The sequence below is a fragment of the Thermomicrobium sp. 4228-Ro genome, from assembly GCF_026241205.1.
Taxonomy (GTDB): Bacteria; Chloroflexota; Chloroflexia; order Thermomicrobiales; family Thermomicrobiaceae; genus Thermomicrobium.
In genome coordinates, this window is sequence record NZ_JAPFQM010000006.1 from 783054 (window position 1) to 797786 (window position 14733).

Here is a 14733-nt window from a genome sequence, read left to right on the forward strand (position 1 = left end):
CGCAGTCACTCGGTCACCTCCCGATGCGACAGGCGCAGGACCCAGATCGCGATCAGAGCGAGAACCGGGAGCATGAAGAGCGCGATGGCGGCACCTTGCGCCAGATCGCCAGCCACGATGCCGACCTGGAACGCCCAGCTGGAAAGCACGTGGCTCATGTTATAGGGCCCCCCGCGCGTCAAGATCCAGACCACAGCCATGTCCGTGAACGTGAAGAGCGCGGTGAAAAGGATCGCCACGCCCAGGATCGGTCGTACGAGCGGCAAGGTGATGCGGAACAGTCGGGTGAAGAACCCAGCGCCGTCGACGAGTGCTGCCTCGATCAGCTCACGCGGCACGGCGCTCATCCCAGCGAGCGTGATCACCGTCGCGAACGGAAGAATGCGCCAAACTTGCACGACGATGATCGAGATGATGGCCAGGCTCGGGACTCCGAGCCACTGCGGAAATTCGTATGGACCGATAATGTGGAGGCGGCGGGCTACCCAGTTGATGACCGAGTACTGCGAATCGAAGATCCATTTCCAGGCGATCGTGCTCATCACCACGGGCGAGGCCCAGGGAAGCAGCAGCAAGTAGCGGACCACTGGCTTGCCCGGGAAGCGTTCAGCCAGCGCAGTCGCGAGGATCGTCGAGAGCACCAGGACGGCCACCAGCACGACGACGGTAATGAGGACTGTGTTCCGCAAGGCCTGTTGGAACACCTGGTCGCTCAAGATGGCGCGGAAATTGCTGAGGCCGGCAAAGGACAAATCGCGCCGGCCGACCGAGATATGACTGAGGCTGTAGTAGATCGAAAGGAGAAGGGGGAAACCGATCAAAAGAAAAATGTAGACCGTCGCCGGCAGGAGTAACCAGAATTCCCAACTGATCCGTCTCGCAACCCTGCGGTACGCAGTCACACGCGGAACTGCAGTCGAGACCATCTGGGCCGTCCCGCTCCTTTCTCCCACTTCCCTTCGTGTGACCTGTTCGTTCGAGGGTGCGGTGGTCCGATGAGCCGCTTCTAGGTTAACAGTCTCAGTGTGCCCTGTCAACAACCCGCGTTCGCCTCGATGTCGTGCTGGAGCAACAGAGGTGCGCTGTGCCCATGAAGTACGGGCCATCGTCGAGTAGAGGCAGGGGCCGCACGAGCGACCGTCACTCGAGTGTCGCATTGCTGAAGTCGATGAGAAGGCTCCTTGCCGGTTCGTCTGCCGACTGGCCAACGGTCGCTGGAGCGGCCCGAGCGAGCGTGGTCGCGCGAGCAAGGCAGCTCCCGGCACAAGCGTTCACTCGAGGGCGAGCGAGAGGGCTGGAGCTGGCTGGTGACCCCAGAACCACTCGACGGGGAGATGCGGCCAGCGAGCAGCGATCGCCTGACGGAGGGGTGCGACGCGCGGTCCGTGCTCGCCTACCACGACCGTGCACGACTCGGCGCGCTCGGCACCGAGCAGAGCGAGGGTACGGAGCAGGACGGCGGCGAGATCTTCCCCACGTACACGCTCGCTCTCCGCCTCAGGGGTCAGCGCCACCCACTCGCCGTTGCTCGCTTGCTCGATATTCGCGGTCCGCAAGCGTGTCAGTGTCTCGGCGACCGCGCTCTGGTCTCCCGCGGTCTCTCCGTTTCCGTCACTGTGCAAGAGCAGCACGACCAGCTGCGCAGCGAGCGAGCGGACCGGCAGGGCTTCGATCCGTGGCCGCTGGAGGCGCTCGACGAGTGCGCGAGCCAGCTCCCAATCAGCCCGGCTGCCGGGAAGGACCGTGAGGTGCTCGACCGGCAGTGCCGCGATCTCCTGTGTGAGGGTCTCGAGCAGGTTGCGCCGCTCCGTCGTGGCGACGCCGAGTGCGCCGAGCCGGTGGGCGAGCGTCACGATGCGGGGCGCTGGCGAAAGGACGAGCAGGGCGCGCTTCCTCGGTTCGCTGAGCGTCAGAGAGGGCGGCGATCCCGCGAGGTCGTCGATGACGACGGAGAGCAGCCGACCGAAGCGCTGGAGGGTCTGGAGTGCTCGATCCGGCTCTTCAGCGTGAAGGTGGATGCGGACGAACGGCGTGCCGCCGACGATCTCGACCGAATCGCCGAGCTGGGCCAGTTCCTCGGCGAGGCGCTCTGCACTGATGCCCGTCGTTTCGAGGAGCACGTTGACGCAGGACCCCTGTCCATCGAGCGGGAACGTGACGAGGGGTGCTGGCCGAGGCTGGAGCTGCGGTGCGGTTGCCTCGGCCCAGGCTGCCCAGGCGTCGAAGAGCACGGCCAGGCCCTGGGCACCGGAATCGACGACGCCTCGTTCCCGGAGGATCGGTAAGTACTCCGGGGTGCGCGTGACCGCCTCGATCGCCGCAGTGCGGACGTGCCGCAGGAGCTCGGGCAATGTCGAGCCCTTTGCCGCGGCGTGCTGGGCTGCCTCGGCTGCGGCCCGTAACACCGTGATCATCGTGCCCTCGACTGGCTGCAGGAGCGCACGACGGGCGAGCGCGTCAGCCCGGGACAGGGCAGTCGCCAGTGCTGCAGCGTCGAGCTGATCGCGTTCAACGACCGTTTCCGCGAGGGCGCGGAAGAACTGGCTCAGGATGACACCCGAATTGCCATGAGCAGCCCGCAGTGCGGCGTCGGCCGCTGCGCGAGCCACTGCGCCGAGGCCGTTTCCGGCAGCAGCACGCGCGCTGCGCAGGGCTGCCTGGGCGGTGAGGAGCAGGTTCGTGCCGGTATCGCGGTCGGCGACCGGGAAGACGTTCGTGGCATCGAGGTAGGCAGCGTGCTCACCGAGCGCGGTCACGGCCGCCTCGAGTGCACCGAGGAAATCGTGTTCGTGCCAGACTGCCCGAATCCGTTCCGTTTCGGCTTCCTGCCGGTGCCGCGTCACTTCGTCCATCGAGCTCGTATCACTGCTCTGCTGTCGTGTGTCGCGATTGTACCAACGGTTCATCGGCTGAGCGTGCGTTCCGTCCTATACTCGAAAGTATCGTGGAGGGGCGCGATGGAGACCGTGACGCTGCTCCTCGTCGCGTATCTCATCGGGTCGTTCCCTACCGCGCAGATCGCCGCGTATCTCCTGGCGGGCATCGACCTGCGCGAGAGGGCGCCGACGGTGAGTGGTTCCGGCGTCTACTACGTGGTCGCTCGCTGGGCAGTCGTCCCGGTCGGTCTCGTCGATGTGACCAAAGGCGGCGTCGCGACCTATCTCCCGCACCAGCTCGGTGGAAGCTCCGACCTCGCTGTCGCCTGTGGGCTGGCAGCAGTCATCGGCCATAACTGGTCGCTCTGGCTTGGCTTCCGGGGCGGAAGAGGCTTGAGTCCGTTCCTCGGCATGCTCGCGATCGTGTACCCGTTGGGAGCGGTGCTCGTCCTCCTCGCGCTCGGGATCGGGCGCCTTCTCCGCAGGACACCGGTCGCGGCACTGCTCGGGCTGACGGCGTTGCCGGGCATCGTCCTGCTGACTGGCGCGTCGGATGCACTCTTTCGTGGCACACTCGGCATGCTCGTCGTGACCATCGTGAAGCGGTTGGAAGCGAACCGGCGACCGCTCCCACGGGATCCTACTGCACGCCGAGCGGTGTTGTGGCGACGGTTCTGGTACGACCGGGACGAGGAACGCTGGCCGCCGGAGCCGGAGGACGAATGAGCGATGCTCGGGATCGTGACGGACAGCATCGCATGCTTGCCGGGCGAACTCGTCGAGCGCTACGGCATCCGGGTGGTGCCGGTACGGATCGTTCGGGGTGATCGTATTTACCGGGACGGGATCGATGTCACCCCGGAAGAAGCGTTCGCCTGGCTCGATACCGGTGAGATCGTCACCACCTCGCAGCCAGCGGTCGGTGAGTTCCTCGAGGTGTACCGGGACCTCGCCGCGCGGGTGGACGGGATCGTGTCGATCCACGTCTCGTCGGGGGTTACCGGGGTCTACCAGGCGGCGTCCGCCGCGGCGTCGATGGTGTCCGGGGTGCCGATCGTCGTGATCGACAGCCGGGTAGCGACCATGGCGGAGGGGTTCTTGGTCCTCGAGGCAGCACGGCTGGCCGAGCAGGGGTCGGATCTCGCCGCTGTCGTCCAGCGAGTCGAGGCACTCAGACCGCGTCTCCGCTTCTTCGCGGTTCTAGAGACTGTCACCTATCTGGTTCGCAGTGGCCGGGCACCGTGGTTAGCGCAGCTTGCGGTCGACGTCCTCCAATTCAAGCCAATTTTGACGTTGCAAGACGGCAAGATCGTCTCGCTCGAACGAGTCCGCACGCGCCCACGAGCGATTGAGGCGATGTTGCGGCGGATGGAGCGGGATGTCGATGATCGACCGGTTCACGTGGCCGTGCTGGAGGCCGGTGCTCGTACGGAAGCCGAGTACCTCGCGCAGGAGGTCGCGAGCCGCTTTCGCGTGGTCGAGCAGTACATCGCCCCGTTCACTGCGGCGATGGCACTCAACACCGGACCGGGACTCCTCGGGCTGGCCTACTATGCCGAGTGAAGGTGGGGAGCGCTCACTCGGGTGGCCAGGGGGTGTCGGTCGCCGGACCGAAACTGCTGTACCGCTCCTCGACGTACACCCGGATCTCGCGGAGCGATCGACCTTGCTGGGTGAGCCGCATCACGTCACGCGTGATGTCGATGCAGATCGCTCAGCCGAACGTCATGCCGCCGAGTACGACCGAGCCGTCCGGTCGCAACTCGCGGACGGAACAGTCGAGCACCGACCGGTGGCCGAACTCGCCGCAGCCGCAGTAGCACGGGAAGTACTGCAAGATCTCCGGGTGGGTGACAGCGTACCGATAGGCTTCTTGCGCCTCCGGCGAAGCCTGGTAGAAGACCGCCGGCCAGCGGTCTTCCTTCGGCCAGGCGATGAGCACGGCCTCGCTCTCGTCCGGTGCTGCGCGTCGCTGGCACGCAGCCAGCAGCGGGAGCATCGTGAGCCCGATGAGGAACCGTCGTCGAGAGAACGAACCCTGCGTCGGCATCGCACCCATACCTCTCGGCGTATCTGCCGATTCGCTGAGTGCAGTGTGCCATGATACCCGGCGGTCACGATACGGGAAAATCCCGACGCGTGTCACGCGTCGTCGCGGCAGCCGGACGAGGCGCCCAGTCGGTCGATAGCCTGGCCCAACGCGAACGAGCGATCGCTCGGCCGATCGCCGACGAGGTACCGGCGCAAGAACGCGAGCACGCGCCGTCGGGCATCGGTCGCTGTCTCGGGGCGGTAACTCGCGCGTGTCGTCGAGGAAGGCGTGCGGTGCACCGGGGTAGCTGCGCAGCTCGAACGCGATGCCTGTAGCAGCGAGCGCAGCGCGGAGATGTTCCACCTCGCGCGGCGGCACCGCCTGGTCGAGTTCACCGTAAACACCGAGAAGCGGGCAGTGCAGGGACTGGACGCGCTCGATCGGATCCAGGTTGCGCCCGTGGCAGATAACGGCGGCGCCGAACAGTCGCTCTCGCGGACTGAAACGAGCGAGAGGGCGCCGTCCATACAAAAGTCGCCCGTGCCGATCTTCGGGCCGCGCACGTCGCCGCGAGCCAGGAGGAAGCGAGCGGGCGCGAGAGTTTCTCCGATCGGTCGGGGACAGGCCGTTCCCGTCGCCCGCTGAGCAGCTTGCTCGGGTGGAAAGGCGATCTTTTCATGGGAGCCGTCCACCGCTCCTGACCCGAAGCCATCGGCGAGGCGATGGTTCATGTCCCCGGGAAAGGACTCCGCGTCGCGAGCGTTGCTGGGCGAAGACACCGCTGGGTGGCAGGGGGGCAGGGAGCGCGACGGAGTCGGCCACGTGTGGGATTGCGCCGAGACAGGCGATCATCGTGTCCATCATGATGTCACCCTCTCGAACGGTCGATCCAGTCGTTCCAAACAAGAGTGGAGGGACCGACTGGGAGCACGCTCTGCTCGTGATGACCGAAGATCCAAAAGATGCTTCTACTCACGACGCCCCTTCTGACGAAGCCCTGCTATGATGAGATCGAGCGTTTCGGGGGTGGCACAGTGGGATACGGATCGTGTCGAAGAGTTTGTGAGTCGGCAGGAGTGCCGTCTTGAGCCGAACACTGCGCTGAACTGGCAGCACCGATCGGCGCTGCCACGGTGCGGTGATTGCTCGTTGTGGTCTGCGGTGCGCTTTTGGCTCTCCACTAGAGCGGAAGAGAGAAAAGGCGGGAACGCCCGGGGAAATTCGGAGGGGTAGGGGGAGTGCGGATGAAGCGGGTGGTCATTCTCGGTGGCGGATCAGGCGGCGCGGTTGCCGCCAGCCGACTCGGTAAGTGGGGAAGAGCGGGCGAGTTCGAGGTCGTGCTGATCGACCGCAGTCCTTGGCACGAGTTCCGACCGAGCTATCTCTGGGTTGCGCTAGGAAAGCGCGAACCGGACGCGATCCGGCGTCCCTTGAGTCTCCTCAGCCAACGTTATGGAACACGGGTTGTCCAGGCGACGGTCACCTCGATTCGACCCGAGGCCAACGTCGTAGAGACTGATCGTGGAGCATTCGAGTACGACTACCTCATCGTGGCGCTGGGATCAGAATTACGGTGGGATAGTCAGAACGAGGGGTGCGAAGCCCCATGGGAGCTCGATTTCGCACTGGCCTTGCGCGAGCGCCTTCGTCACTTCTCGGGTGGCCGGGTTGTGGTGGGACCGCTGTCCTGGCCCTATCGCTGCCCGCCGGCGCCGTTCGAGGTCGCGTTCATGATGAAGTATTTGGCGGAGCAGCGTGGTATCGCGGGACGGACGCAGATCACGGTTTTCCACCCCTGGAACGAGCCGATGGAGACGTTCGGTCCGCAAATGGTGGAAGGGTTCCGCCGGTTTCTCAACGATTTCGACGTGCATTTCGAGGGAGGTTTTGTTTGCGACCGTCATGACCGTGAGCGTCGGACGATCGTGGCACGGGATGGGCGAGAGCTGGAGTACGATCTTGCGATCGTGGTGCCCCATCATCAGCCGCCCGAAGCGGTTCGCAATTCCCCGCTCGCTGCGAGCGAGGGGTACATGGATGTCGCGCTTCCTTCGATGCAGTCACCGCGCTTCAGCAATGTCTGGGGGATCGGCGATGTGGTAGCCCCGACCATCGGACTGGGTATGGCGGGGGTCTTCGCCCACTTTCAGGCGGAGCATGTCGTCAGCCAGATCATCGATCGTGAGCGCGGCGCGTATCTCGGTGAACTCTACAACATGGTCGGTATCTGCGTCATGGACACCGGGTACATGGGAGCAGCCGTCTGGTGCAACTTCACGGACAAGCTCTACGGGCGTGCTCCCTATCCGGACTGTCGTCTCCTCGGCGGGATGCGAGCATTCCGTGCTGTGAAGGTCGGGTTCGAGCGGTACTGGTTCGCAAATCTCTTTGGGGAATGAGAGGGTCGGGAATGGCTGATGATGTGTCTCTGACGGCAATGGAATGGACACCGGACGAGAGGGAGCGTCTGGAACGTCTACTTGCGCGTCTCGTAGCCAGCGTGGATGCTCTCGAACAGTGCATAGAGCTGATCGATCGGTTGGCATCCAGCGGGCTGCTGGCTGGGATCAATGCGGTATTGGAGGAATTCGACGAGACATTCAGTGCGATCAATCGGCCGGAACTCATGGGTATGGTCGCGAACGCCATGATGCTCCTCGGCCTGCTCAGCCAGCTCCGCTACGAGCCGTTCTTCGATCTCGCGATGCGTGCACCGGCGGTGATGAACGAAGCCTATCCACGTTTCAAGCGACGTGCCGATCGGCTGAGCGTCCGTGAGGCGCTCGATCTCCTGCGTAGTCCGGAGGTGGCAGCAGCGCTGGAGCTGCTGGTGGCAGTCCTGCGGGCACAGCGCGGTGTGACCGGCGACTCGGTTGCACCGCTGCCGCGGACGCCGGGGCACTGAGAAACGATGCTTCAGTCGGATGACCGCCTGTCACTCGGGTGGGAATAACGGAGCGGATAACCACAGAGTCTGCAGATCGCTGGCACAGACGAAACAGCGGGATCCTTTCGAGGGGGAATGCGCGTTCGGCGTCTCCGCCTGACCACACTGACCACACGCTGACCACACTCCGCACAGACGAAAAGCGGCCGGACTCGCCTCCCGGCCGCCGTGTCGGTTTCGCGTCGTTTCGCGGTTTTCTCTGGTAGGCCGCGAGGGACTCGAACCCCCAACCCGCTGATTAAGAGTCAGCTGCTCTACCAGTTGAGCTAGCGGCCCACGCTTCGCTCACCATGCCAAGTATATCCACGGCTGGTGCGGTATGCAAGCGTGCCGGTCAGGCTGGCCGCTCGACGGTGTCCACCGGAGCGACGGACCGCCCCCGCAAGCGCACGGCACGGACCCGGACCGCGAGTGCCCATGCCAGCAAGCCGAGGCCGAGCACCCCGAGCAGCGGCTGGATCGGCGCGAACCATTGGAGTGCGCCGCTGGTGCCGAGCAGGAGTAGGACGAGCTTGTTGCAAACCGGACAGCCAACCGCGAAGTACGTCGCGACGGTACCCAGTGTCGTCCGACCTTGCGGCAGCGGACAAGCTGATGGCCAGGCATAGGTGGCGGCGAGCGCAGCGACGAGCACGACGGTGGCGGCGAAGATGACGTAATCGATGGTATCAGGCAGGATCATCCGGCTGAAGAGCGGGTTCGGGATGAGTGCCGTGGGGATGCCGATCAGTCCAGCGGTGACCAGCGCTCCGAAACTACCATAGATGATCGCTCGCCAAAGCGGGGGGCGCACAGGTACCTCCTCGCATCCTGCACCGAGTGTAGCATCGTGCCTGCTGCGCTGGCTGCCGCAGCAGGTGGTGACCATCGGACGGGAGGACGGGCGTGCGCCGACAGTGGACGGAGGCGCTGGCAGCCCTGCGCTTCCGCGATTTTCGTCTGCTCTGGGCTGGACAATTCGTCTCGATGCTCGGCACGCAGATGCAGACCGTCGCGTTGAGCTGGCTGGTGTACGACCTGACCGGTTCGCCAGCCCAGCTGGGTGGCATCGCCCTAGCACGAGCGATTCCGACCATCGTCCTCTCGCTCTTCGGTGGGACGCTGGCCGATCAGGTCGACCGGCGCAAACTCCTGCTCGTCACCCAGTCGACCGCAGCGCTCCTCCTGGGCATCCTCGCTGTCTCCGTGAGCCTCGGTTGGACAGCGCTGCCGCTCCTCTATGCCCTCGCCTTTGCGTCGGCGGCGGCGATGGCCTTCGACTCACCAGCGCGTCAGGCGCTCATCCCAGCGCTCGTTCCGCGCGAGCGGCTCGCCAATGCGCTGACGCTCAACGTGCTCGCCTGGGACGTCGCAGCGGTGGTCGGGCCAGCGCTCGGAGGCGTGGTGATCGCGCGGGTCGGTGTCGCGGCGGCCTTCTGGGCCGATGCCCTGAGCTATCTCGCAGTCGTGGCAGCGCTCCTGGCGATGCGCCGCGACATTCCAGTACCCCGGCCCGAGCGGCGAGGCTGGGAAGCGTTTCTCGACGGACTCGTCTTCGTGAGGGGCCGGCCGATCCTCTGGCAGCTCATGCTGCTCGACTTCTTCGCTGTCGCCCTGGCCTCGACGACGGGACTGCTGCCGGTCTTCGCGCGCGATGTGCTCGGTGTCGGGCCCGATGGTCTCGGGCTGCTCTACGCTGCGCCGAGCGTCGGGGCCATCGTGGGTGCAGCGCTGTTCGCACTGGCTCCGGTGCCCCATCGGCCCGGACGGGTGGTCGTCTGGGTGGTGGTCGGGTACGGGGCTACACTGGCGGCGTTCGGACTGAGCCGCTGGTTCTGGTTGTCGCTCGCCCTGCTTGCGCTTTCCGGCGCGCTGGATGCCGTCAGCATGGCGCTGCGGCAGACGGTCCGCCAGCTGGCGACGCCAGATGCCTATCGGGGGCGTGTCGGGGCGCTCGCGTCGGTCTTCAGCACCGGCGGACCACGCCTCGGGCAGTTCCAATCGGGTATCCTCGCCAGCCTGATCGGACCGGCGGGTGCCATGGTGCTCGGCGGCATCGGCTGCATCGGCGTGGCACTGGCTTCCCGCTGGTGGGGTGCGGAACTCTGGCGTTACGCCGGCGAGGAACTCGCCGAGGTGGCACCGGATGGAGCATCTGCCGAGCGGGCGACTGCCCATCCGGCTGTGGAATGACTGTTGCGTTCCAATTGAGAAGAAAGTCCTACTGCGCACTGACGAACGGTCAAGTAGGATGCGAGTACGATTCGGTGAGAAGGACCGGGTAAGCGAGGTCGCGATGGCACGCTGGGACGATATCGATGTCGTGCTGGTCGATCGTGACCCGGTACGAAGGGCAGCACTGGTGCGTCTGGCGCGTGCGCTCGGTGTGGAGCACGTCCAGGCATCGGGAGACTGGGCCAGCACGCTGCTCGAGGAACCGGCCGTGCGGCCGACGGTCGTGCTGGTGGATGCTGCGCTGCTTCGGCAGCGCCCGTTCGACGTGTCACGGGCTGTCCAGCTCGGGCGCTTTTTCGTTGCGCTCGTTTCCGGTGGGACGGGAACGACGCCTGAGTTTCTTGCAGCCGGCTGCGGCGCCGTCCTCTACGAGCCGATCACCGCGATCGATCTCGAGCGAGTCTTCGCGCTCGCTCGCTCGGTCCTCGCGGAAGGAGTCGGTCGCGAGCGCCGACTCCAAATCAGACTGAGTGCGCTGCGCCAGGTCGAGTCCGACCTCACCCTGCTCGCGGAGTTGACGCCGGAGTGGCTGACTCGGAGCCTGGAGCTGCTCCAGCCTATTCTGGGCGTTCCAGCGCTGGCCGTCTGGCGAGTCGACTGGGAGACCAACTCCCTCCTCAACGACGGTGCGGTCGGTCTTCCCGCGTTCTTCATTCAGGAAATCGAAGCACGGTCCCGTGGCAGGGCGAGCGCACTCGTCCGGCGGATCTTGGAGTCAGTTCTCGAGCCGGTCGACATGCGGGAGACGTCTACTGACGAGCGACTGCTGACGAGCCCCGAGGTTCGCCGCAGCCTCGACCTCGAAGCAGGGGTGGTGGTGCCGGTCCGGCGTGCCGGGCAGATCGTAGCCCTGCTCTCGGTTTACCTCGCACAACTCGCGGACTTCGACCGTGCTGACCTGCAGCTGTACGATGCAGCAGCCGAGGCCCTAGCGGTGGCCTGGAAAATCGCGGACACGCGGCGCGAGATCCTGCAGAACCAGATTCTCTACCGCACGCTCGTCGAAGAAGAGCCGGTCGGTGTCCTGCTGTGCAGTCTGGATGGCACGGTCCGTCTCGCAAATGGTGCGGCGGCTCGGTTGCTCGGGTACGAGCGGCCCGAGCGGTTGCGCGGTCTGCGATTGCCGGAATCGGTGCGCACGCTCGCCCCGCTTCCTTGGGACGAGTGGGTCCAGCGCCCGATCGGAGCTCCCCCAGTCGAGAGGGTCGTCCCATTGCTGTCGTTCGACAAGCGGCTCCGGATCGTCGAATTCCATGCCCGGATCGTCGAGTTGCCGGGTGACCGTGTCCAGTGGGAACCGCAGGTCCAGCTGGTCTTGGACGACGTCACGCTCGAGCGGCGCCGGTTGATGGAACTGGAGTTGCTGCACGATCTGACCCGGATGGTCTCCGAGGAACGCGATCTGGAGGCAGCCTTCCAGATGGTGGCGGAGCGCCTCCAGCGCGAGTTCGGCTACGCACTGGTCGGGCTCGCCTTGCTGAGCAGCGACAAAACGCGCTTCATCGGTCGGGCGGTGCGCGTCGAGGGTGGCTTGACCTACAACGAGTGGCGAGCGGACCGCGGGGTGACCGGGCGGGCGGTACGCGAAAATCGCGCTCAGCTGGTCGTCGACGTCCTGCAGGATCCCGACTATTTCGTGCCGCAACCCGATCTCCAGATGGAGAGCGAGGTGGTAGCTGTCCTGCGCCGGAACGGTGAGCCGATCGGGGTGCTCAATATCGAGAGCCGACGCGGGCATCGCCTCGACCAGGAGGACCTCCGCCTGGCCATGAACATAGCGGTGCATCTGGAGCTTCTGATGCGGCAGGTGGAGTTGACCGAGCAGCTCGAGCGCCAGGCGCTGAGCGATCCGCTGACCGGGCTGCCGAATCGCCGGGCACTCGAGGAACATCTGCGTCGCGTTCTCCGCGACCGGCATGTCGAGGCAGTGAGCGTCCTGTTGATCGACTTCGACAACTTCAAGCCGCTCAACGATTCGCGGGGGCACCTCTTCGGTGATGCCGTCCTCCAGGCGATCGCCGAGCGGTTGGCACGATCGCTCCGACCGAGCGATCTGGTGGCGCGTTACGGGGGTGACGAGTTCGCGGTCGTGCTCCCAGGAGTCGACCTCTCGAAGGCGCACGAGATCGCTGAGCGGCTCCGGCAGACAATAGCGAGTTCCCCGTTTGAGATCCGTGGGCAGCGTGTCACCTTGACGATCTCCCTCGGTGTTGCCGGTTATCCGCTGCATGGCGACACACCAGAAGCGCTCCTCCATGCAGCGGACGAGGCGCTGTACGTCGCCAAGCGTCGCGGTGGAAACGCGGTCATCGTCGCTGGTGAAGGGCCGAGCCAGGCTTAGGGTAATTCGAGGAACTCGTGCGGCGAGCGCGTCAGCCGTTCGGCTCCGTCTTCGGTAATGACGACGACGTCCTCGATGCGCACGCCCCAGCGCCCCGGTAGATAGACGCCGGGCTCGTCCGTCACCACCATGCCAGGGCGGAGGGGTTCCCGGTTCCCGCCGACGAGATACGGTGGTTCGTGGACGCTCAGCCCGAGGCCGTGCCCGAGGCGGTGCGTGAACGCCTCGGCGAGCCCATGGGTGGCGAGTACGTCGCGCGCGATCCGATCGATCTCCTCGCAGGCGACGCCGGGGCGCATGGCAGCGAAGGCTGCTTGTTGTGCCTCGAGCACCGCCTCGTAGGCGGCTGCAAAATCGCTGTCACGCAGCGTGCCGGCAACTGGGGTACGAGTCATGTCGGCGTAGTAGCCCTGATAGGGGCCGCCGATATCGATGACGACCGGGTCACCGTCCTGAATGATCCGGTCACCCGGCTCATGGTGCGGCGAGGCGGCGTTCGGGCCACTCGCGACGATACAGAACGCCACCGCCTCGAGACCTTCCTCGAGGAGGAAATCGCTCAGTTGTCGAGCAACTTGCCGTTCGGTGTGTCCGACGAGGCGGCCTTCTGCGCAGAAGCGAGCCCAGGCTGCGTCCACACGGGCGATGGCTTCGCGGAGGAGTGCCAATTCGGCCGGACTCTTCGTGATGCGCAGTCGGGCGAGGAGCGGGCCGACACGCGTGAAACGCCGGCCAGAGAGGCGTTCCTGCAGCGGGAGCAAGAAGCCAGCTCGGAACTCGTCGTTGACTCCGACCGTCTTCGCCCCCAGGTCGAGCAGCGTCCTGGCCAGGAGGTCGATGGGGTCGTCACCGTCCCGCCAACGGTGGAGCTGGCAAAACGCGCAATCGGCGAACTTGGGTGCCTCGAGTTCGGGGACCAGGAGCGTACAGTCTCCTGCCTGGGGCACGATGAGCGCGATCAGCCGCTCGCTCTCACCAGCTCGCCGGCAGGTGAGATACCGGAAGTCGGCCGAGGGGCCGATGAGAGCGACGTCGATCTGGTGCTCGTCGAGCGTAGTCCGCAAGCGGGCGAGGCGTTGAGCGAGTTCGATGTTCATCGGTCTCACCTCGGTCGATCGTCATGCCGGAAACCGGTAGAGACGGTGCGCGTTGCCAGCGAGGACGAGGCTCGCGTCGGTCTCGGCCTCGGCCGGTGTCGAAAAGCCCTCGTCGACCAAGGTTCCGAGCGCGCGGATGAGCGCGGAACGCCAGAGGCGGGCGACGAACCATTGCCGCTCGGGCAGGAACGATCCCCCAGTGGAGGCGAGCACTCTCGTCGTCGGCACACTGGCCAGAAGTTGGCGGAGTATGTCGCTGGCGGCTGCCGGTTCAGCGAGAAACGCTGGGCCAGGTGCGAGATACGCGTGCGGATACTCGCGAACGAGCGCGACGATGTGCGGATGGAAGCGCGCGTAGCCGACGAGCACGATCGGGACGTGCTGGTAGCGCGGCTCGTCGAACACGGGTCGCAGGAGCGCGGGGTCGTCGCTGTGTGGGTCGCGGGTGTGGCTGCTCCCGATCGTGATATGCAGCGGGACGTTCAGTTCCGCCGCGACTTCGAGCGCGATCCAGAACACGGCGTAGAGCAGGCGCCGGTGGGCGAGGCGCTCGAACGTTCCCGTGTCGATTTCCGCTCGCACCTCGTGGAACGAGCGTTCGGCGGTTGCGACGTCGATCGGCTGGATGGCGAGCGAGGTACGGAAGGGAAAATCGCTCGCCAAACCACGTGCGCCGCGGCCGATCGCCTCGGCGAGTGTTTGGGCAAAGAGCGTCCGGAACTCGTCCCAGGTCGTGCAGTGCGGGAGCATCCGTTCGGCGAGCGACTCGACGGGAACCAGTGTGGCGACCGGGCGTTCGACGATGGCTGCCCATTCGCCCGGTCGATAAACGTGTTCCTGCTCGGGATCGAGGCAACAGAGCGGCCCGAGCCGGGCATCGTCGGCCAGGAGCCGCGCATAGGCCTCGGGCGAGCGTGACGCGCGCGCTTCCAGTACGGCGGGTTCGACTGGGTCACAGTCCAGGAGGTCGGCGAGCCAGCGGAGCGCCAGGCGGTAGGAAACCAGGTAATGAGCGTCCTGGCCTGTTGCTGGAGCATCGGGGGCGAAGCAGCGCGCGAGAAAGCCGACAGGGAGCCGCTGATCGAGGCGATCCGGTGGGGTGCAGTAGTGATCGACCAGGGGCTGGTCGGCGAGACGCTCGCGGAGCCAATCGGCGGCTGACATCGACCCGCTTCCTCCTCCACTTCCTCCACTGTGGAGATCGCCGCACCGTGCGAGGCGAGGAC

The 14733-nt window shown here is 65.7% G+C and carries 12 protein-coding genes and 1 tRNA gene; 6 read left to right on the plus strand and 7 right to left on the minus strand.

The genetic code is table 11. From position 1 onward, the window contains the following. Window positions 1-5: 5 nt before the first annotated feature. Together OO015_RS13045 and OO015_RS13050 are read right to left on the minus strand one after the other, a co-directional pair. Window positions 6-926, minus strand: a complete 921-nt coding sequence (locus OO015_RS13045) for a carbohydrate ABC transporter permease (RefSeq protein WP_265941857.1) — start codon at window positions 924-926, stop codon at window positions 6-8. A gap of 345 nt (window positions 927-1271) precedes the next feature. Beyond that, a complete protein-coding gene (locus tag OO015_RS13050) occupies window positions 1272-2852 on the minus strand; it encodes a DAK2 domain-containing protein (protein ID WP_265941859.1) in 1581 nt (526 codons plus the stop codon). A gap of 105 nt (window positions 2853-2957) precedes the next feature. Between OO015_RS13050 and OO015_RS13055 the strand changes: the two genes are divergently transcribed. Both OO015_RS13055 and OO015_RS13060 read left to right on the plus strand, forming a co-directional pair. Next, window positions 2958-3602, plus strand: coding sequence for a glycerol-3-phosphate acyltransferase (locus tag OO015_RS13055; RefSeq protein WP_265941862.1), 645 nt, complete (start codon window positions 2958-2960; stop codon window positions 3600-3602). Between the two features lie 3 nt (window positions 3603-3605). Then, window positions 3606-4439 carry a DegV family protein gene (locus OO015_RS13060; protein WP_265941864.1) on the plus strand — a complete coding sequence of 278 codons (834 nt, stop codon included), beginning with the start codon at window positions 3606-3608 and terminating at the stop codon, window positions 4437-4439. Window positions 4440-4452: 13 nt separating this feature from the next. Here OO015_RS13060 and OO015_RS13065 read toward each other — a convergent pair whose 3' ends face one another. Continuing rightward, a complete protein-coding gene (locus OO015_RS13065) occupies window positions 4453-5439 on the minus strand; it encodes a PCYCGC motif-containing (lipo)protein (RefSeq protein ID WP_323053870.1) in 987 nt (328 codons plus the stop codon). A 713-nt stretch (window positions 5440-6152) separates the two neighbouring features. On the opposite strand from OO015_RS13065, the gene OO015_RS13070 reads away from it, so the two are divergent. Beyond that, a complete protein-coding gene (locus OO015_RS13070; RefSeq protein WP_265941866.1) occupies window positions 6153-7307 on the plus strand; it encodes an NAD(P)/FAD-dependent oxidoreductase in 1155 nt (384 codons plus the stop codon). Window positions 7308-7318: 11 nt separating this feature from the next. Beyond that, complete coding sequence (locus tag OO015_RS13075) at window positions 7319-7813, plus strand: DUF1641 domain-containing protein (RefSeq protein WP_265941868.1); 495 nt, start codon at window positions 7319-7321, stop codon at window positions 7811-7813. Window positions 7814-8055: 242 nt separating this feature from the next. Here OO015_RS13075 and OO015_RS13080 read toward each other — a convergent pair. Further along, window positions 8056-8131, minus strand: a tRNA-Lys gene (locus OO015_RS13080). A 58-nt stretch (window positions 8132-8189) separates the two neighbouring features. Beyond that, on the minus strand, window positions 8190-8648 hold the full coding sequence (locus tag OO015_RS13085) for a hypothetical protein (RefSeq protein WP_265941870.1): 459 nt from the start codon (window positions 8646-8648) through the stop codon (window positions 8190-8192). Window positions 8649-8740: 92 nt separating this feature from the next. Between OO015_RS13085 and OO015_RS13090 the strand changes: the two genes are divergently transcribed. Next, window positions 8741-10027 (plus strand): MFS transporter, encoded by a 1287-nt coding sequence (locus OO015_RS13090; protein WP_265941872.1) that lies wholly within the window; start codon window positions 8741-8743, stop codon window positions 10025-10027. A gap of 58 nt (window positions 10028-10085) precedes the next feature. Beyond that, window positions 10086-12410 (plus strand): diguanylate cyclase, encoded by a 2325-nt coding sequence (locus OO015_RS13095; protein ID WP_265941874.1) that lies wholly within the window; start codon window positions 10086-10088, stop codon window positions 12408-12410. Here OO015_RS13095 and OO015_RS13100 read toward each other — a convergent pair. Both OO015_RS13100 and OO015_RS13105 read right to left on the minus strand, forming a co-directional pair. Further along, entirely contained in the window at window positions 12407-13507 is a 1101-nt protein-coding gene (locus tag OO015_RS13100; RefSeq protein ID WP_265941876.1) for a M24 family metallopeptidase, read from the minus strand. The two genes, OO015_RS13095 and OO015_RS13100, sit on opposite strands and share 4 nt — an antisense overlap. A 21-nt stretch (window positions 13508-13528) precedes the next feature. Beyond that, the gene (locus tag OO015_RS13105) at window positions 13529-14671 is read right to left on the minus strand and encodes a hypothetical protein (RefSeq protein WP_265941878.1); all 1143 of its coding nucleotides are present in this window, start codon (window positions 14669-14671) and stop codon (window positions 13529-13531) included. Between the last annotated feature and the right edge of the window lie 62 nt (window positions 14672-14733).

Excerpts from the sequence above, each read along its gene's own strand:
- OO015_RS13045 (WP_265941857.1), bottom strand. The coding sequence starts at position 926 with ATGGTCTCGACTGCAGTTCCGCGTGTGACTGCGTACCGCAGGGTTGCG.
- OO015_RS13075 (WP_265941868.1), top strand. The coding sequence starts at position 7,319 with ATGGCTGATGATGTGTCTCTGACGGCAATGGAATGGACACCGGACGAG.
- OO015_RS13100 (WP_265941876.1), bottom strand. The coding sequence starts at position 13,507 with ATGAACATCGAACTCGCTCAACGCCTCGCCCGCTTGCGGACTACGCTC.
- OO015_RS13055 (WP_265941862.1), top strand. The coding sequence starts at position 2,958 with ATGGAGACCGTGACGCTGCTCCTCGTCGCGTATCTCATCGGGTCGTTC.
- OO015_RS13095 (WP_265941874.1), top strand. The coding sequence starts at position 10,086 with ATGCGAGTACGATTCGGTGAGAAGGACCGGGTAAGCGAGGTCGCGATG.
- OO015_RS13060 (WP_265941864.1), top strand. The coding sequence starts at position 3,606 with ATGCTCGGGATCGTGACGGACAGCATCGCATGCTTGCCGGGCGAACTC.
- OO015_RS13105 (WP_265941878.1), bottom strand. The coding sequence starts at position 14,671 with ATGTCAGCCGCCGATTGGCTCCGCGAGCGTCTCGCCGACCAGCCCCTG.
- OO015_RS13070 (WP_265941866.1), top strand. The coding sequence starts at position 6,153 with ATGAAGCGGGTGGTCATTCTCGGTGGCGGATCAGGCGGCGCGGTTGCC.
- OO015_RS13050 (WP_265941859.1), bottom strand. The coding sequence starts at position 2,852 with ATGGACGAAGTGACGCGGCACCGGCAGGAAGCCGAAACGGAACGGATT.